Raw genomic sequence first — 17,144 nt, forward strand, 5'->3', positions numbered from 1 at the left:
GCGCACGGTTCAGCACCGCTCGGTCTTGCCTGCTATCTTCGCCTTCACTTTAATGGATTCACGACCATCGGGGAAGTTGAAGATTTGCGCGGGTTCAGCCCGCTGGACGGGATTGGCGTGCCGATGCCGGCTTCTTCATGGCAATGATCGCATAGACATAGGTCAATGCCGCCGCCGCAGCGACCGCCGCCCCGCGGGCCGGATCGGGCACGAGCAGATAGGCTGCATAGCAGAGCAGTGCGCGCAGCACGAAATGGGTGAACCCCGCCGGATCGTCGGCGCCCCAGCCGTGCGGCACCCAGACCAGCCCGGCCAGGATCGCGAGGCCGAGGATCAGCAGGTCAAGTTCCTGCGCAGCCTGCACCGCGATGATCACGAACGGAATGATCAACGCGACGACAGTGATGAACCGCATGAACAGCTGCCCGATCGGATTGCCGCGGCCTTCCCCCCAGACATGAAGCTGGCCGCGCGCCTTGTCGATCAGCAGTGCGATCGGCACCGGCGCGGCGGCGGCGGCGAATGGCGCGAAGCTCGGCAGGCGATCACCCAGCAGCCCGGCCGCGATCGCCAGCACCGACCAGGACAGCAGGCCGGCGATCGGCATCGCGGTGGTGCAGCTTGCCAGATAGTCGCGCCGCGCATCGGCGAGCGAGATCGTCGCATAATCCTTCATATCACCTCCCAAGGCCGCTTCCCCGTGCACGCAATTGCCGCGACGGCGCGACCGTTGCTATCGCGCTCCGATGATCGATCTTTCCTGCGTGTGCGGCAAGGTGCAGCTGCGGACCGCGCGGCGGCCCGACTTCATCCATGCCTGCAATTGCACGCTGTGCACCAAGAGCGGCGCGCACTGGGGCTATTTCGACCCGTCCGAAGTGACGGTGGCCGGCGATACGCACGGCTTCTCGCGCGCGGACAAGGAAGCGCCATCGGCCGAGATCCGCTTCTGCGCGACCTGCGGCGCGACCACCCATTTCGTGCTGACCGAAGACGCGATCGCCCGGCACGGCGACACGATGATGGGCGTCAACATGCTGCTGGCCGATGCGGACGCGCTCGCCGGTATCGAGCTCCGCTATCCTAACGGGCGCGGCTGGGACGGGGCGGGGGCGTTCGGTTACGTGCGGCCGCCGCGGATCATAGGCGCGGGGTGAGGTTCGCAGAGACAAGCTGAAATGGCGGCCGCAAGATACCGCAGTGAATGTCCGGGATTGGTGGTTAGCGGACGTTACCGGCAGTGAAATGGTGAGGCCATACCGCGATAGACAATCTGGTATTCCTCGGCGCGATCTTCGCCCTCGTTCCAACCGGCATCATATGGCGTTCTGATCGTTCTCGACCAGCCAATGAAGCCCATCCCTCTTCGATACCGCAGATGGACGTGGGGGTATTTGTCCGAGATGTAGCCGCCGCTTGGAAGGCCGTAGTGCACCTCAGGAGACGTCCCCCTGAAGCGTGTTCCTGCAACACTCCACCCGCCTTGAGCGGAGGTGCACGAATTCGGAAACGATATGATCAAGCGGTTTGGCACTTCGAGGCATTGCACCTCTGAAGTCGAGCAGTCGGCGAACTCTGCCTGCCAGTTTGGAGTGACGACTTGGCGGCGGATGAAGTCGACAGTCATGGACGCAGGAGCGGGCTCGCTGCTCCTTGGCACTGAGGCGCACCCGCCCAGAAGGAGCAGGGCGGAAATGAACTGGTCGCGGCACCTGCGCACGTTTTTTTATCGCAGCCATTCAGCGTCACAACAAGAGGACTTAATGTCCACAACTGGGCGTAAGCGGACAGGCTGCACGACAGGCTTCAACCCGCTAACAATGGGGCGACGGGCAGCGAGGGCAGGTGATGGCGGCGACGATCTATGGCATCCGCAATTGCGATACGATGAAGAAGGCGCGCAGCTGGCTCGAGGCGAACGGGGTGGCGTACAAATTCCATGACTATCGCGTCGATCGGATCGCGCCGACGCTGATCGAGGGCTGGGTCGATGCGGTCGGGTGGGAGGGGCTGTTGAACCGGGCCGGCACCACGTTCCGCAAGCTGCCCGATGCGGACAAGGCGGGGCTGGACGCGAAGCGGGCGATCGCGTTGATGCTGGCGCAGCCGGCGATGATCCGGCGGCCGGTGCTGGTCCATGGCGGCGGGATCGAGATCGGGTTCAAGCCGGATCGCTACGCCGCGCTGTTCGGCGGCTGACGGGAGCGTTGCACGCGGCGCGTGGACGCGGCATCCTCGGCTCCTGGGGGCAGGGGAGGATTTCATGACGGCAAATACGGGGGCGCGACCGCCGCGCTGGTTCTGGATCGTCGCGATCGTGCTGCTGATGTGGGAGGCGATGGGATGCGCCGCCTATCTGAGCCAGGTGACGATGGACGCCGCCGACCTTGCGAAGCTGCCGCGGGCGCAGGCGGAGATCTGGATGGCGATGCCCGACTGGGCCAAGGGCGCCTATGCGATCGCGGTGTGGATCGGGCTGGCGGGCGGGATCGCGCTGGTGATGCGGCGGCGGCTGGCGCTGGTCGCGTTCCTGGTATCGCTGGCAGCGGTGCTGGTGCAGTTCGGCTGGGTGTTCGCAGCGACGCCGATCCTGACGACGGTCGGGCCATCGGCAGCGTTGTTCCCGCTCTTCATCATCACGATCGGCATCGTCTCCGTCTGGTTCGCGCGGACCGCAGTGGCCCGCGGCTGGCTGCGCTGACGCCCGCGCGGTTTGCGCCGCCCGGCGGGACGTTCTAGGGGCCGGGCAATGTCGACCACCTACACGCTCGATACCTCGACCAGCCGCGCCACGCCCACGCCCGCGCCGATGAAGCGCGTGACCGTGCCCGCGATCCGGGCGCGCAAGAAGGACGGGGTGACGGAGACGCCGCTGGCGATGCTGACCGCCTACACGGTGCGGATGGCGCAGCTGCTGGATCCGCATTGCGACATGCTGCTGGTGGGCGATTCGCTGGGTCAGGTGATCTACGGGCTGCCATCGACCGTGCCGGTGAGCCTGGAAATGATGTGCGCGCATGGCGCCGCGGTGGTGCGGGGCAGCTATCACAGCCTAGTGATCGTCGACATGCCGTTCGGCAGCTACGAGGCCTCGCCCGAGCAGGCCTTCGCGAGCGCCGCGCGGATCCTGAAGGAAACGGGCGCGGCCGCGGTGAAGCTGGAAGGCGGCGAGGCGATGGCGGAGACGATCGCATTCCTGTCTGCCCGCGGCATTCCGGTAATGGCGCATGTCGGGCTGACCCCGCAGGCAGTGAACATGCTGGGCGGCTATGCGGCGCGCGGACGCAGCGAGGCCGAGGAGCGCAAGATCCTGGCGGACGCCATAGCGGTCGCCGAGGCCGGCTGCTTCGCGCTGGTGATCGAAGGCGTGGTGGAGCCGATCGCGGTGGCCATCACGAAGGCCGTCGCGTGCCCCACGATCGGCATCGGCGCTTCGGCAGCGTGCGACGGGCAGGTGCTGGTGGCGGAGGACATGCTGGGCCTGTTCGACCGGGTGCCGCGCTTCGTGAAGAAATTCGGGACGATGGGCGACGATATCGCGGCGGCGGCGGCGCGCTATACGGCCGATGTCCGCGCTCGTGCCTTTCCGACCGAAGATCAGATCTATCGCCCGAAGGACTGACAGCTTCCGTTCAGCCATCGTCGCGGCTAATGTCCGCGCCGTTTCGATCCCCGGAGACCCTGCTTGGCCGTTGCACCCCCGAATGAAGACGCCTTCCTGCGCGAGGTGAACGACGAGCTCCGCAAGGACCAGCTGACCAGTTTCTGGCAGCGCTGGGGCCGCTGGCTGGTGATCGGCGTGGTGATCGCCCTGGCGGCGCTGGCGGCATTGCTCTACTGGCAGCAGCACAGCGCCAACCAGGCGGGCGCGCGGGCCGAGCAATATGTGCAGGCGCTGCAGCAGGTGGGCGGCGGCAATGCCAAGGCCGCCGAACCCGCGCTGGAGACGCTGGCCAAGGCCGACGACTCCGCTTACGCGGCCGCCGCGCGGATGACGCAGGCCGGCATCCTGGTGGAGCAGGGCGATGCCAAGGCCGCTTCCGCCGCCTTCGCCGCGCTGGCCGCCGATGCCAAGGTGCCCGAGCCGATCCGCCAGCTGGCGCTGATCCGCCAGACCACGATCGATTTCGATACGCTGCCGCCGCAGGCGGTGATCCAGCGGCTGGGATCGATGGCGGTGCCCGGCAACCCGTGGCTTGGCAGCGCGGGCGAACTGGTGGCGATCGCGCACCTGAAACTCAACCAGCCGGCCGAAGCCGGCCGGATCTTCGCGGCGATCGCCAGCGATGCCGACATGCCGGAGACGCTGCGGTCGCGCGCGACGAAGATGGCCGGCGCGCTGGGGGTCGATGCGGTGCGGCAGCCAGCCGCCCAGCCCAAGGAATGACCATGAAATCACGGATCGTCATCGCGCTGGCAATCGCCACGGCGCTGTCCGGCTGCGGAATTTTCAAGGGCAGCAAGCCCAAGACGCCGGTGCTTGGAGATCGCGTGCCGGTGCTGACATCGGAGGTCGGCGCCGAACTCGACCCGTCGATCGCCGATGTGCCCGTGACGGTGCCGCCGGCCGAGACCAACGAGGCCTGGGCACAGCCGGGCGGCAACGCCTGGAAATCGCCGGGCAATGTCGCGCTGGCGGCGAGTCCTACGCGCGCCTGGGTCGCCAGCATCGATGGCAGCACCACCCGCGCGCGATTGGCGGCGGCGCCGGTGGTGGCTGCGGGTCGCGTGTTCGTGGTGGATACCAGCGCGACGCTGCACGCATTCGATGCGCAGAGCGGCGCCAAGGTGTGGACCGCCAAGATCGGCAGCCCGCAGGACACCAAGGGCGGGATCGATTTCCTGTCGGGCGAGGCCAAGGGCAATTCGGGCGCGCTGTTCGGCGGCGGCGTGAGCTTTGACGAAGGTCGGGTCTATGCCACCAATGGCCTGGGCGATGCCGCCGCGTTCGATGCCAGCAACGGCACGCAGGTCTGGCTGAAGCGACCCGGCGGTCCACTGCGCGGCGCGCCGACCGTGGCCAATGGCCATGTCTATGTGGTGTCGCAGGACAATCAGCTGTTCGCGCTGAACCGCGATACCGGCGAGACCGTCTGGAACGAGGCCGGGACGCTGGAGAATAGCGGTGTGTTCGGCGTGGCGGCGCCAGCCTCTGCGCAGGGGACGGTTGTCGCGGGCTTCTCGTCGGGCGAACTGACCGCCTATCGTTACGAGAATGGCCGTGCGGTGTGGCAGGACGCGCTGTCGCGGACCTCGATCTCGACCGCGGTGGCGGCGCTTTCCGATATCGATGCGTCGCCGGTGATCGACCAGGGCAAGGTCTATGCGATCGGCCAGGGCGGCCGCATGGTCGCGATGGAACTGGTGACCGGCCAGCGTCAGTGGGAACTGAACGTGGCCGGCATCGAGACGCCGGTCGTAGGCGGCGAGTGGCTGTTCGTGGTGACCGACGATGCCCGGCTGCTCTGCATCGCGCGCACCACCGGCCGGGTTCGCTGGATCGCGCAGTTGCCGCGCTGGCGCGACGAGGAAGACAAGAAGGGCGCGATCGGCTGGTCCGGCCCGGTCCTTGCCGGCGACAAGCTGTGGGTGACCAGCACGCGCGGCGTGCTGCAGAGCGTAAACGTGGGCGATGGATCGCTGGGATCGGCGATCGAGGCGGGCAAGCAGTTCTTCCTGCCGCCGGTGGTGGCGGGCGGCACCGCCTATCTGCTGGACAATGACGGCAAGCTGACTGCCTGGCGCTGAGGGGTCCGCCCCTCCGCCTTTCCGTTCGTGCTGAGCCTGTCGAAGCACTGTCCTGTCTCAACACGAAGGGCAGCCCTCGACAGGCTCAGGGCGATCGGGCGTGTGGCCACGGTTCCCATCGGCGCGGCTTTGCGTCATAGGCCGGCGATGCGTTCCCAACCCACCGTCGCGATCGTCGGCCGCCCGAATGTCGGCAAGTCCACGCTATTCAACCGCCTCGTCGGCAAGCGGCTGGCGCTGGTGGACGACCGCCCCGGCGTGACCCGTGATCGACGCGAAGGCGATGCGGTACTGCTGGGCCTGGAATTCCGGATCATCGACACTGCGGGGTTCGAGGACGAGGACCCCGATACGCTGCCCGGCCGGATGCGCATGCAGACCCAGGCGGCGGTGCGCGAGGCGGACGTGGCGCTGTTCCTGATCGATGCGCGCGCCGGCATCATGCCGCTGGACGAGGAAATCGCGCGCTGGCTGCGATCGGAATCGACGCCGGTGATCCTGCTGGCCAACAAGGCCGAGGGTCGCGCGGGCGAGGGCGGCGTGATCGAGGCGTTCGCGCTGGGCTTCGAGGAGCCGGTGCCGTTTTCGGCTGAGCATGGCGAGGGATTGGCCGACCTGTTCGATGCGCTGTTGCCGCATATCGAGAAGGACGGCGCGCCCGAGGCCGAGGACGAGGATGAGGATGCCGAGGACGGCCCGCTGAAGCTGGCCATCGTCGGCCGCCCGAACGCCGGCAAATCGACGCTGGTCAACCGCATCCTGGGCGAGGAGCGGATGATCACCGGGCCCGAGGCCGGCATCACTCGCGATTCGATCGCGATCGAGATGGAGTGGCGATCGGCGGACGGCACGATGCGGCCGGTGCGGCTGATCGACACCGCCGGCATGCGCAAGCGCGCCAAGGTGCAGGACAAGCTGGAGAAGCTGTCCGTCGCCGATGCGCTGCGCGCGGTGGACTTTGCCGAAGTGGTGGTACTGCTGCTGGATGCGACGCTGGGACTGGAAGCGCAGGACCTGCGTATCGCCGATGCCGTGCTGCAGGAAGGCCGCGCGTTGATCATCGCGCTGAACAAGTGGGACGTGGCGGAAAACCCGCCGACGCTGTTCCAAGGCGTGCGCGGCGCACTGGAAGAAGGGCTGGCGCAGGTGAAGGGCGTGCCGCTGCTGACCGTATCGGGCGCCACCGGCCGCGGGATCGATCAGCTGATCGAAACCGCGTTCGAGACGCGCGAGGCCTGGTCGAAGCGGATCGGCACCGGCCAGCTCAATCGCTGGTTCGAAAAGGCGATCGAGGCCAACCCGCCGCCCGCGCCCGGTGGCAAGCGGATCAAGCTGCGCTACCTGACCCAGGCCAAGACGCGGCCGCCGGGGTTCATCCTGTTCGGCACGCGGGTCGATCAGCTGCCGGAAAGCTATCGCCGCTACCTGGTCAACGGCATCCGCCGCGATCTGGGGTTCGGCGCGGTGCCGGTCCGGCTCACGCTGCGGGCGCCGAAGAACCCGTTCGATTGACGATCCGGATCGATGCGCGGGGAATGCGCTGCCCGTGGCCGGCGCTGCGCCTGGCGCGCGCGCTGCGCGATGCCGCGCCGGGCGCCACCGCGCTGATCCTGGCCGACGATCCGATCGCGCCACGGGAGATCGCTGCGCTGGCGGCCGAACGCGGCTGGCTGCTGCGCGATGCCGGCAGCGAAGGTATCGAGATTCGGGTTCCGACGGCCGCTTCGTAACCGCTCGTTTACGCCGGCTTGCTAGATTGCAGAGGCTTCGGGGGAAGCGCTGTTAACAAAGGAACGGGCCTTGCCAATCGAGGCGGAGCAGATCGTGGACTGGGAGCTGTTCGGACGCACGCGGGCCGAGCTGGGTGCGGATTTCATCCGCATCCTGGGCTATTTCCGCGAGGATGGCGCCAAGGCCGTGACCCAGATCGAGGATGCGATGCGCGCCCGCAGCGCGATCGCGCTGGTGATTCCGGCGCACACGCTGAAGGGTGATTCGGCGCAATTCGGCGCGACCCCATTGTCGATTCTGGCGGAGGAAGTGGAAACCGTCGCCCGGCGCTGCATCGAGCACCACCAGGAGCCAGATGAACTGATCGAGAGCGTGGTCGAGCTGCGCCCGCTGTTCGAGAAGACGCTGGCGCTGTTCGATCGCGAGATCAATCCGCTTGCCGATCGGCGTCAGGGTTTCGGGCGGAAAGCCGTTCACGGCTGACCCCCCGGCGGCCGCGCCTTAAGCGGCGGCCTTGTCCGGCTGGATCGGACGGTTCAGCGCGTTCGACAGCGCATCGGCCAGCGCCACCACCGTGAACGGTTTGCGGAGGACTTCGCGGCCGCGGAACTGCGCGGCATCGCCCGCATCGCCGACATAGCCGGTCACGAACAGGATCCGCATCGCCGGGTTGCGGGCTTCGATCTCGGTCATCAGCTGCGGACCGGTCATCCCCGGCATCACGACATCGGTTATGACCAGATCGATGTCGTCGCGCTCGTCGAGCACGGCCAGGGCTTCCTCGCCACTGGCGCAGGCGATCGGGTCATGGCCGAGCTCCTCGAGCGCTTCGATCGTGGCGATGCGGACGCGGGCGTCGTCCTCGACCACCAGCAGGGTCGACGCACGCTGCGGCTGATCGCCCGCCGCCGGATCCGAACGCAGCATCGTCGGTGCGGCGGGCACGGCCGACGCGGTGGCGCGCGGCAGATAGATGGCGACGGTGGTGCCGACGCCGACCCGCGAGCGGATCGCGACGTCGCCGCCCGACTGGCGCGCAAAGCCGAACACCTGGCTGAGCCCGAGACCGGTGCCCTTGCCGACCGGCTTGGTGGTGAAGAACGGTTCGAACACGCGATCGATAACGTCCTGGGCCATGCCACAGCCCTGATCGCTGACGGAGATCCGCACATATTCCCCGGCCGGCGCCTCCCCGACCTCGCCATCGGACAGCGTGACATGATCGCTGGTGATCGTCAGCCGACCCTCGCCGTCCATCGCGTCACGCGCATTGACTGCAAGGTTGACGATCGCATTCTCCAGCTGGTGGGGATCGCACCAGGCCTGCCAGGGGGCGTCCGGCGCCTCGATATCGACCATGATCCGCTCACCCAGCGTGCGATCGATCAGGTCCGACATGCCGAGGATCAGGCGTGCAGGCGTTACGCTTTCGGGCAGCAGCGGTTCGGCGCGAGCAAAGGCCAGCAGCCGCTTGGTCAGCGCGGCGGCGCGGGTGGCGCCGTCCATTGCATTGTCGATGTGGCGAGCGACCTCGCCGCCCTGGCCATCCAGCCGCCGCCGCGCCAGATCGAGCCCGCCGACCACCACCGCCAGCATATTATTGAAATCATGCGCGATGCCGCCGGTCAGCTGGCCGACGGCTTCCATCTTCTGCACCTGGCGCAGCTGGGCTTCGGCGGCGGCGCGGGTCTCGGCTTCGTGCAGCAGCGCGACATTGGCTTCGCGCAGCTCGCTGGTGCGGGCATCCACGGCACGTTCGAGCTCCGCCGCGCGATCGGACTCCCGGTCTGCGGTGCGGCGCGCGCGCTGGCGCTCTGCGATCGCGCTGATCGTGAGCCAGCCGAGCGCGATCGCGCTGACGACAAGCAGCAGGCCAGCGACCGACATCAGCCGCGCCAGACGGTTCGACCAAGCGACGCGCCTGGCCGCTTCCACCGAAAGCTGGCCAAGGCTTGCGCGTTCGTTGGCGGCGATGCGCTCGAGCAGGCTGGCGATGCGCTGGATGCTGGTGGCCTTGCCGGCATCGTTGAACTGCGACAGCGCCTGCCAGCCCTGGCGATAGGTGGCACGGGTGGCGGGATCGGCAAGCTCCCGGCCGCGCACCTGATAGGCCGCCTCCAGCGCGCGGACGAGCGCAGCCTGGCGCGGGTCCTGCGCGGTCAGGCTGGCGAGACGCTTGAGATTGGCGCCGGCCAGCCGCCACTGATCATAATAGAGCGCGCCGGTTCGCTTCTCGCCCGAGATCACGAAGCGGCCAAGGGCGGCTTCCGATCGTGCCATCGCGGCGTCGAGGCCGCGGATGATGACCAGCAGATCATAGCTGCGCTGCTCGCGCGCCAGTGCCTCGTCCCGCGCCTTGTTGGATAGCGAAACCTGCCAGATCAGCGCGATCAGCAGTGCGGCCGCGATCAGCGCGCCGATGCTCGCCAACCCCGATCGCAATGTGCCCCCCGTCAAGTCGTGCGAGGGTTGTTCGACCCGTTCACTCTTGTCCACAGATACATAATAGAGCAACGGAGCGGGAACGTCACGCCCCCTTTATGAGTTTGCGTCCGGAAACCGGCGCAAGGATCAGCCGATGCAGCCGACCGCGCGGCCCGCGGTTTCGAACATCTCGAGAATCTGTCCGACCTGTTCGTCGCTATGTTCGGCGCAGAGCGAGCAGCGCAACAGATAGGTGCCGGCCGGCGTGGCCGGCGGGCGGGCCATGTTGACGTACAGGCCAAGCTCCAGCAGCGCCTGCCACATCCGGACCGTCGTCTCCATATCAGGCAGCATCACCGCGATGATCGCCGACTGGGCGGTCTCCGTGCCGAGCGTGAAGCCCAGTTCGCGCAGGCCCGCATGCAGCCGGCGGCTGTTCTTCCAGAGATGGGCGCGCTTGTCGCCGGCATGCATCAGCTTGCGGATCGAGGCGGCCGCAGTGGCGACCACCGACGGCGGCAGCGAAGCCGTGAACACATAGGGACGGCAGACCAGGCGCAGCACATCCAGCTTGGGATGGTTGGATACGCAGAAGCCGCCGACCGTGCCGACCGACTTCGAGAAGGTGCCCACCACGAAATCGATGTCGTCGGCGACGCCGGCTTCCTCGAACACGCCGCGACCATGTTCACCGAAAAAGCCCATGCCGTGGGCCTCATCGCACAGGATCATGGCGCCGTGCTTCTTCGCGACCGCCACCATCTCCTTCAAGGGAGCGATATCCCCGAGCATCGAATAGACGCCTTCGAGCACGACGAGCTTGCCGGCTTCCACCGGCAGCCGACCCAGACGCTTGTCGAGATCGGCGACCGAATTGTGACGGAAGCGCACGATTTCCGCATTGCCCAGCCAGCAGCCGTCATAGATCGAGGCGTGACTGTCGGCATCGAGGATGATGTAATCGCCCTTGCCGGCCAGGGTGGAGATCATGCCGAGATTGGCCTGGTAGCCAGTCGAGAACACGATCGCGTGATCGGTGCCGTAGAATTCCTTCAGCGCATCCTCGCACGCCTTGTGGCCCTGATAGGTGCCGTTCAGCACGCGGCTGCCGGTGGTGCCCGCGCCGAATCGATCCAGCGCATCCTTGCCGGCAGCGATAACGTCCGGATCGAACGTCATGCCCATATAATTATAGGTGCCGAGCAGGATCGTCTCGCGGCCCTTGATGATGGCGAGGGTGGGGGATTTCACTTCGTCCATCACGATCGCGAACGGATCGCGCACGCCGGTGGCCAGCAGCGCCTCGCGCTCGGCGATCAGGGCATCGAACTTTGACAGCAGATCGCCCGCGCGCGCAGGCGCGTCGATCGCGGCGGCGGGCTGATCGTGCGCGGTCTGCGCGGCCTCGGTCATCGGATCAGGCCTTCAGCTTCTCGACCGCATCGACCAGCTGGCCGATGGTCTCGATCTCTGCCTGCATGTTCATCGTGATCAGGATGTCGAATTCGTCCTCGATCGCGGCCACGAAATCCATCACCGTCAGGCTGTCCCATTCGAGATCGCCGGCGAAGGTGGTCGCTTCGGTCAGCGCCACCTGCTTCTTGTTGAAGGGCTCGATCTGTTCGGCGACCTTCTCGAAGGTCTCGGTTCTGCTGGTCATGGCGCGTCCTTAGCGATGCTCGCCATGCCCTGCCAAGCGAATGCGGCGGGAAGGCGGCGCAGGCGGGCGATTTGGGGGCTTCCGCCGGCCTTACCTTGATGATTAGATGCGCGGCGGGGGAAAAGATGAACGAAGACAAGCCACAAGCAGCGGCGGTGCCGGCGAAGGTCTCCGTGAACGGCATCCACATGATCCGGACCGCGCAACAGATCCATGTGCAGTTGAGCCAGATGGCGGACCAGAAGGCATCGATCCTGATGGGCGCGACTTTCGTGATCTTCACGATCTCGATCGGGCAGGGGCGATCGTCGGGCGTACCGCTGCCGCTGATGGTGCTGGGCGCGTTCGCCTTCTTCGCGGCGGTGTTTGCTGTGCTGGCGATCCTGCCGGCGATCCATTCGAGCAAGCGCGGCCCGCTGAACCTGCTGTTCTTCGGATCCTTCACCCGGCTGGAAGAGGAGGATTATATCGAACGGATGGTGGCTCAGCTGGCCGAGGACGACAGCATCTATCGCACGATGGCGCGCGACATCTACCAGAACGGGCTGGTGCTGGAGCGCAAGAAATACCGGTTCCTTGGCTATGCCTATCGCATCTTCCTGGCGGGGTTGACGATCAGCTTCCTGACCTTCCTGGTGGACTGGGCGACCCACCTGGGCTGAGCATCAGAGCCAGCCCTGCGCGCGGTACCAGTCCGCAGTGGCCTTCAGCCCGGCTCGTGTCTCGACCCGAGGCGTCCAGATCGCAGGATCGGGGCGGACGGTGACGACCCAATCGGGATGGCAGAAATAGCGGACGCGATCCGCCGTCAGCTTTGCCCGCCCGCGCCGCGCCGCACGATCGATCGCGGAAGCAGCGCGCAGCACGCCGGCGGGCAGCGACAAGGGCAGCGCGCGCCGGCCGACCGCGGCCCCGATCGCGCGCGCGAAATCGCGATGATCCCAGCCTTGCGCAATGCCGTCGTCGGGCTCGACAATCTTGCCGCTCTCGACACCGGGGGCAGCCAGCGCCAGCAGAAGCCGCGCCAGATCGGAGACCTCGATCACCGACAGTCGCCCGCCCGGCGGCAGCGGCACCATGCCGAGCTTCGCTGCGCGGAACAGATCCAGCATTTCGCGATCGCCGGGGCCGAAGATCGCGGGCGGGCGGACGATCGTCCAATCAAGGCCGGACTCTGCGACCAGGGCTTCGGCGCCAGCCTTCGATGCCCCGTAATCGGACAGGGCCGGTTCGCGCGCGGACAGCGACGAGACATGCACGAAGCGTGACACGCCGGCGGCCTGCGCGGCGGCCAGTATGGCGGCGGTGCCGGTGACATTGCCGGCGTCGAACCCGGCGCGATCGGGCGCATTCACGACGCCTGCGACATGGATGACGGCATCGGAGCCCGCGACCAGAGCGTCGAGGCTGGCGCGATCGTCGAGCGCGCCGGGCACCCAGGTCAGCCCCGGCCGATCGGTGCCGCCGCGGCGGGTGAGCGCGCGCACGGGGTGCCCCTCCGCCAGCGCCAGCCGCAGCAGCGTGCTGCCGACGAAGCCGGTGGCGCCGGTGATCGCAAGCCGGATCAGACCAGCACCATATGATCGCGGTGGACCAGCGCGGAGCGCGGCGCATAGCCGAGCAAGGCCGCCAGGGCGGTGCTGCGCTGACCGATGATGCGGCCCGCATCGGCGGCGTCATATTCCGAAAGCCCGCGCGCGACCGGGCCTTCGGGGCCGATGATATCGACGACATCGCCACGCGCGAACCGGCCTTCGACCGCGACCGCCCCGGCCGCCAGCAGGCTGTTGCCCCCGGCCAACGCGCGAGCGGCGCCGGCATCGATCCGGATCGCGCCGCGCGCGGTGAGCCGCCCGGCCAGCCAGGTCTTGCGCGCACGCCCGCGTTCCGCCGCGATGAACACGGTGCCGCCATGCGCTGCAAAGGCGGTCAGCGGGCGATCGACCTTGCCGGTAGCGATTGCCAGATGCGCGCCGCCGGTGGTGGCGATGCGCGCGGCTTCCAGCTTGGAAACCATGCCGCCCGATCCCATGCCCGAACCGGAGCCGTCGTCGGCCATCGCGCGGATGCGGGCATCGATCCGGGCGACTTCGCCGATCCGGGTCGCGGTCGGGTCACGGTGCGGGTTTGCGGTGTAGAGCCCGTCGATATCGGACAGCAGGATCACGCCGCTCGCGTCCGCCGCCTGCGCCACGCGCGCCGCCAGCCGATCATTGTCGCCGAAGCGGATCTCGGCGGTGGCGACCGAGTCATTCTCGTTGATCACCGGCACCACGCCCAGGCCGAGCAGCCGTTCGAGCGTGGAGGAGGCATTGAGATAGCGGCGACGATCCTCGAGATCGTCGAGCGTGACCAGCATCTGCGCCGCGGTCAGCCCTTCGGCGCCAAGCAGTTCGGCCCAGCAGTGCGACAGCGCGATCTGGCCGGTGGCGGCCGCGGCCTGCGCATCCTCCAGGCTGGCGCGGCCGCCCTTGGCCAGCCCCAGCCGCCTTGCACCGAGCGCGATCGCGCCCGACGAGACCACCGCCACCTGCTGGCCGGCGCGGGTGCGATCGGCGATATCGGCGACCACGCCCGCCAGCCATTCGCGCCGCACGCTGCCCGATGGATCGACGAGCAGCGCCGAGCCGATCTTGACGATCAGCCGCGGGCAGGCGGCGGGGGAGAAGCGGTCCGGCATCGGCCTCGGAGGTGTCTATCGTAAACCGATTTGGTCATCGACCACCGAACGGAGCTCGTCGGCTGCCGCGTTCGGAACTCGTTCGCTCGTCTGCCGCGGATGCCGCACTTCAGCCGCCTGCATGATAGCGAGCGGCGAGATCGCTTCATCCAGCTCGAGCGATGCCGTCCAGATGATACTCGCCTCGTGTCGATGATTGGATCCGTTTCTGGCGGTGTCCCGGAGCGTCGCGGTATGCGGGCCTATCGCTTCGCCATAGCCGATAAGGCCGAAGCCATTGGCGTAAGCGAAGACCCTATCGCCTGGCTGGTAGCGGGTCACGATCACGTGTCCCCGACCGCCCGATTGATTGCCGAAGCCGGCAGTCACGACGGAATTGTCACGAAGAGACTGCCAGAGTGTTGCCCATGTCGCAGGCGCTTCGGGCTTGCCGATATTGTGCCAGTAGTTTGCCAAGACAATTTTCCCGTCAGAGTGGCGACCAGGCCTCGGCCTCGCCCGGCTCGCCGGCATCGACCGCGTGCATCTCGGCCGGGCCGATCGCCTCGACCAGCCGGTCGAGCACTTCGTCCACGCCGGTGCCGGCCGCACCCGAGAGCAGCATCACGTCACTGCCGCTGGCTTTGGCGAGCTTCTTCTGCAGCTTGGTGACGGCCTTCGGATCGATCGCATCGATCTTGTTCAGCGCCAGCACTTGCGGCTTGTCCGCCAGGCCGCCACCGTAGACGTCGAGTTCCTCGCAGACGACGCGATAGGCATCGACCGGATCCTCGCCGCTGGCATCGACCAGATGGAGCAGCACGCGGCACCGTTCGATATGACCCAGGAACCGATCGCCGATGCCCGCGCCGTCCGCCGCGCCCTCGATCAGGCCAGGGATGTCGGCGACCACGAATTCACGGCCGTGGCGGGTGGCGACGCCCAGCTGCGGGCGGATCGTGGTGAAGGGATAGGCGCCGACCTTGGCCTTGGCGTTGGTGACGGCGTTGATGAAGGTGGACTTGCCGGCATTGGGCAGGCCGACGAGCCCGGCATCGGCCAGCAGCTTCAGCCGCAGCCAGACCCAGGCTTCCTGATAGGGCCAGCCGGTGCCGTGCTGGCGGGGGGCACGGTTTGTCGACGTCTTGTAGCTGGCATTGCCGCGGCCGCCATCGCCACCGCGCAGGAACACTTCGCGCTGGCCGGCGCGGGTGAAGTCCAGCAGCACCTCCTCCTTGTCTTCCGACAGGATCTGGGTGCCGACGGGAACCTTGATGATCAGATCGTCGCCGCCCGCGCCGGTGCGGTTGCTGCCCGAGCCGCCATGGCCGCGCGGCGCGCGGAAATGCTGGGTGTAGCGGAAGTCGATCAGCGTATTGAGGCCGTCGACGGCTTCGAAGATGATATCGCCGCCCTTGCCGCCGTTGCCGCCGTCCGGCCCGCCATATTCGATGAACTTCTCGCGCCGGAAGCTGACGGCGCCGGCGCCGCCCGCGCCCGAGCGGACGTAGATTTTCGCTTGATCGAGGAAATGCATGGGCCGCGCCATACGCGAACATGGCGGCGGAATCGAGGCGCGGTAGCGAAGTGGGTCGAGACGCTCTAGGCTTGGCGACAAGGAGACCCGCCGATGAGCGTCCTGGCCTGGCTTGCCGCTGCCACCATCCTGTTCGTCGGCGGCCATTTCCTGCTGTCGCATCCGCTGCGCGCGACGCTGGTCGGCAGGATGGGGGAGGGGCCGTTCCTGTGGCTGTATTCGCTCGTGGCGTTCGTGGGGCTCGGCGGGATGATCTGGGCGGGGCGCGCCGCGCCGGACGGGCCGTTGCTGTGGATCGCGCCGCCGGGCGCCTGGGATCTGGCGACGATCGTGATGCTGCTGGCCGCAATCCTGCTGGCCGGATCGCTGGTCGGCAATCCGGCGCTGCCCGATCCGAAGGGGGCGCGTGCGATCCCGGCCGAGGCGCGCGGCGTCTATGCGATCACGCGCCACCCGATGATGTGGGCGTTCATCCTGTGGGCAATCGTCCACGCGCTGCTGTGGGGAACGGCGGCGAACCTGATCCTTTCGGCCGGCATCTTCACGCTCGCCTTCTTCGGGGCGCGTGCGCAGGATGCCAAGAAGCGTGTGCTGATGGGCGATGCGTGGCGCGGCTGGGAAGCGAAGACGGCATTCTGGCCGTTTGCGGCGCAGATATCCGGCCGATCGCGGTGGCGCGCAGTGGTGCCGGGCATGGTCGCGCTGGGCGGAGGGATCGCGATCTGGCTGCTGGCAACGGCGGCGCACGCCTGGATGGGCGGGCCGGTGGCGGGGCCGTGGCGCTGGTTCTAGCCCGGCTTGCCCCATTCGCCGTCGCGGGCGTAGGCCAGCACTTGTGCCAACGCCATCTCGCGTGCGGCATCGCGGCCGAGGACGAGCGTTTCGGTGAGCGGGCCGCCGAGCAGGGCGTCGCCGAGCGCCGATAGCGTCAGCATCAGCGTCATCTGCGCGACCGGCCGGTCCGGGTCGCCGGCTGCCAGTTCCTCGACCAGCGCGCGGATCGCGGAGAGGATCGGGGCGAGCGCATCGCGATCGCCGGACAGGACCAGCTTCTGCACCAGCGCAGCCGCACCACCGCCGGCGAATGCATCGAACGTCATGTCGACGATCGCGCGCGGATCGATCTCGCCTTTGCGGGCCGCGACCACCGCGCGGCCGATCGTGCGGGTGATATCTTCCGCCATCCACGCGATCAACGCGCGTTCGAGCCCGGCGGCCGACCCGAAATGATGGAGCAGGTTGGCGTGGGTGCGGCCGATCCGCGCGCCGACCGCCTTGAGCGTGATCGCCTGCGGCCCTTCCTCAAGCAGGATCGCGCGCGCGGCATCGAGCGCGGCGGCGCGGCTGGCTTCGGGGGTCAGTCGGGTTCTTACTATTGACATTTG

20 protein-coding genes are annotated in these 17,144 nt (G+C 67.7%); 11 read left to right on the top strand and 9 right to left on the bottom strand.

Annotated features, from left to right (window positions below):
* Window positions 1–94 precede the first annotated feature (94 nt).
* On the bottom strand, window positions 95–676 hold the full coding sequence (locus tag ABC347_RS00785; RefSeq protein ID WP_413243887.1) for a DUF7010 family protein: 582 nt from the start codon (window positions 674–676) through the stop codon (window positions 95–97).
* Window positions 677–746: 70 nt separating this feature from the next.
* Here ABC347_RS00785 and ABC347_RS00790 point away from each other — a divergent pair, with 70 nt between their 5' ends.
* From ABC347_RS00790 to ABC347_RS00830, 9 genes are all read left to right on the top strand, one after another.
* Complete coding sequence (locus ABC347_RS00790; RefSeq protein ID WP_413243888.1) at window positions 747–1,157, top strand: GFA family protein; 411 nt, start codon at window positions 747–749, stop codon at window positions 1,155–1,157.
* Window positions 1,158–1,848: 691 nt separating this feature from the next.
* A complete protein-coding gene (locus tag ABC347_RS00795) occupies window positions 1,849–2,199 on the top strand; it encodes an ArsC family reductase (RefSeq protein ID WP_413243889.1) in 351 nt (116 codons plus the stop codon).
* 64 nt (window positions 2,200–2,263) lie between these two features.
* Window positions 2,264–2,701: a hypothetical protein gene (locus ABC347_RS00800; RefSeq protein WP_413243890.1), complete on the top strand. Its 438-nt coding sequence runs from the start codon at window positions 2,264–2,266 to the stop codon at window positions 2,699–2,701.
* A 48-nt stretch (window positions 2,702–2,749) separates the two neighbouring features.
* Window positions 2,750–3,622 (top strand): 3-methyl-2-oxobutanoate hydroxymethyltransferase, encoded by an 873-nt coding sequence (gene panB, locus ABC347_RS00805; RefSeq protein ID WP_413243891.1) that lies wholly within the window; start codon window positions 2,750–2,752, stop codon window positions 3,620–3,622.
* 63 nt (window positions 3,623–3,685) lie between these two features.
* A complete protein-coding gene (locus ABC347_RS00810) occupies window positions 3,686–4,387 on the top strand; it encodes a tetratricopeptide repeat protein (protein ID WP_413243892.1) in 702 nt (233 codons plus the stop codon).
* Entirely contained in the window at window positions 4,384–5,748 is a 1,365-nt protein-coding gene (locus tag ABC347_RS00815) for a PQQ-like beta-propeller repeat protein (protein ID WP_413243893.1), read from the top strand. Before ABC347_RS00810 ends, ABC347_RS00815 begins: the two co-directional genes overlap by 4 nt.
* Before the next feature lie 147 nt (window positions 5,749–5,895).
* Window positions 5,896–7,260: a ribosome biogenesis GTPase Der gene (der, locus tag ABC347_RS00820; protein ID WP_413243894.1), complete on the top strand. Its 1,365-nt coding sequence runs from the start codon at window positions 5,896–5,898 to the stop codon at window positions 7,258–7,260.
* Window positions 7,257–7,478 (top strand): sulfurtransferase TusA family protein, encoded by a 222-nt coding sequence (locus ABC347_RS00825; protein WP_413243895.1) that lies wholly within the window; start codon window positions 7,257–7,259, stop codon window positions 7,476–7,478. The genes der and ABC347_RS00825 overlap by 4 nt, the downstream gene beginning before the upstream one ends.
* A gap of 70 nt (window positions 7,479–7,548) precedes the next feature.
* On the top strand, window positions 7,549–7,962 hold the full coding sequence (locus ABC347_RS00830; RefSeq protein WP_413243896.1) for an Hpt domain-containing protein: 414 nt from the start codon (window positions 7,549–7,551) through the stop codon (window positions 7,960–7,962).
* Between the two features lie 18 nt (window positions 7,963–7,980).
* Here the strand turns inward: ABC347_RS00830 and ABC347_RS00835 are convergent, their stop codons facing one another.
* The 3 genes from ABC347_RS00835 to ABC347_RS00845 form a co-directional block, all read right to left on the bottom strand.
* On the bottom strand, window positions 7,981–9,975 hold the full coding sequence (locus tag ABC347_RS00835; protein WP_413243897.1) for an ATP-binding protein: 1,995 nt from the start codon (window positions 9,973–9,975) through the stop codon (window positions 7,981–7,983).
* Window positions 9,976–10,050: 75 nt separating this feature from the next.
* On the bottom strand, window positions 10,051–11,316 hold the full coding sequence (gene spt / locus ABC347_RS00840; protein WP_413243898.1) for a serine palmitoyltransferase: 1,266 nt from the start codon (window positions 11,314–11,316) through the stop codon (window positions 10,051–10,053).
* 4 nt (window positions 11,317–11,320) lie between these two features.
* On the bottom strand, window positions 11,321–11,563 hold the full coding sequence (locus ABC347_RS00845; protein WP_413243899.1) for an acyl carrier protein: 243 nt from the start codon (window positions 11,561–11,563) through the stop codon (window positions 11,321–11,323).
* Between the two features lie 125 nt (window positions 11,564–11,688).
* Here ABC347_RS00845 and ABC347_RS00850 point away from each other — a divergent pair, with 125 nt between their 5' ends.
* Complete coding sequence (locus ABC347_RS00850; protein WP_413243900.1) at window positions 11,689–12,225, top strand: Pycsar system effector family protein; 537 nt, start codon at window positions 11,689–11,691, stop codon at window positions 12,223–12,225.
* 3 nt (window positions 12,226–12,228) lie between these two features.
* Here ABC347_RS00850 and ABC347_RS00855 read toward each other — a convergent pair whose 3' ends face one another.
* Genes ABC347_RS00855 through obgE form a run of 4 tightly spaced genes read right to left on the bottom strand, consistent with a single transcriptional unit; the run spans window position 12,229 to window position 15,759 of the window.
* The gene (locus ABC347_RS00855; protein WP_413246971.1) at window positions 12,229–13,128 is read right to left on the bottom strand and encodes an NAD-dependent epimerase/dehydratase family protein; all 900 of its coding nucleotides are present in this window, start codon (window positions 13,126–13,128) and stop codon (window positions 12,229–12,231) included.
* Window positions 13,128–14,243: a glutamate 5-kinase gene (gene proB, locus ABC347_RS00860; protein ID WP_413243901.1), complete on the bottom strand. Its 1,116-nt coding sequence runs from the start codon at window positions 14,241–14,243 to the stop codon at window positions 13,128–13,130. The genes ABC347_RS00855 and proB overlap by 1 nt, the downstream gene beginning before the upstream one ends.
* A 15-nt stretch (window positions 14,244–14,258) precedes the next feature.
* Complete coding sequence (locus tag ABC347_RS00865; protein WP_413243902.1) at window positions 14,259–14,699, bottom strand: hypothetical protein; 441 nt, start codon at window positions 14,697–14,699, stop codon at window positions 14,259–14,261.
* A 13-nt stretch (window positions 14,700–14,712) separates the two neighbouring features.
* Window positions 14,713–15,759 (bottom strand): GTPase ObgE, encoded by a 1,047-nt coding sequence (gene obgE, locus ABC347_RS00870; protein WP_413243903.1) that lies wholly within the window; start codon window positions 15,757–15,759, stop codon window positions 14,713–14,715.
* Window positions 15,760–15,852: 93 nt separating this feature from the next.
* Here obgE and ABC347_RS00875 point away from each other — a divergent pair, with 93 nt between their 5' ends.
* Window positions 15,853–16,551 carry an NnrU family protein gene (locus ABC347_RS00875; protein WP_413243904.1) on the top strand — a complete coding sequence of 233 codons (699 nt, stop codon included), beginning with the start codon at window positions 15,853–15,855 and terminating at the stop codon, window positions 16,549–16,551.
* On the opposite strand, the gene ABC347_RS00880 is transcribed toward ABC347_RS00875, so the two are convergent.
* Window positions 16,548–17,141, bottom strand: coding sequence for a TetR family transcriptional regulator (locus ABC347_RS00880; RefSeq protein ID WP_413243905.1), 594 nt, complete (start codon window positions 17,139–17,141; stop codon window positions 16,548–16,550). The two genes, ABC347_RS00875 and ABC347_RS00880, sit on opposite strands and share 4 nt — an antisense overlap.
* Window positions 17,142–17,144 lie beyond the last annotated feature (3 nt).

Source organism: Sphingomonas canaveralia (assembly GCF_047238125.1).
GTDB lineage: Bacteria > Pseudomonadota > Alphaproteobacteria > Sphingomonadales > Sphingomonadaceae > JBDFMH01.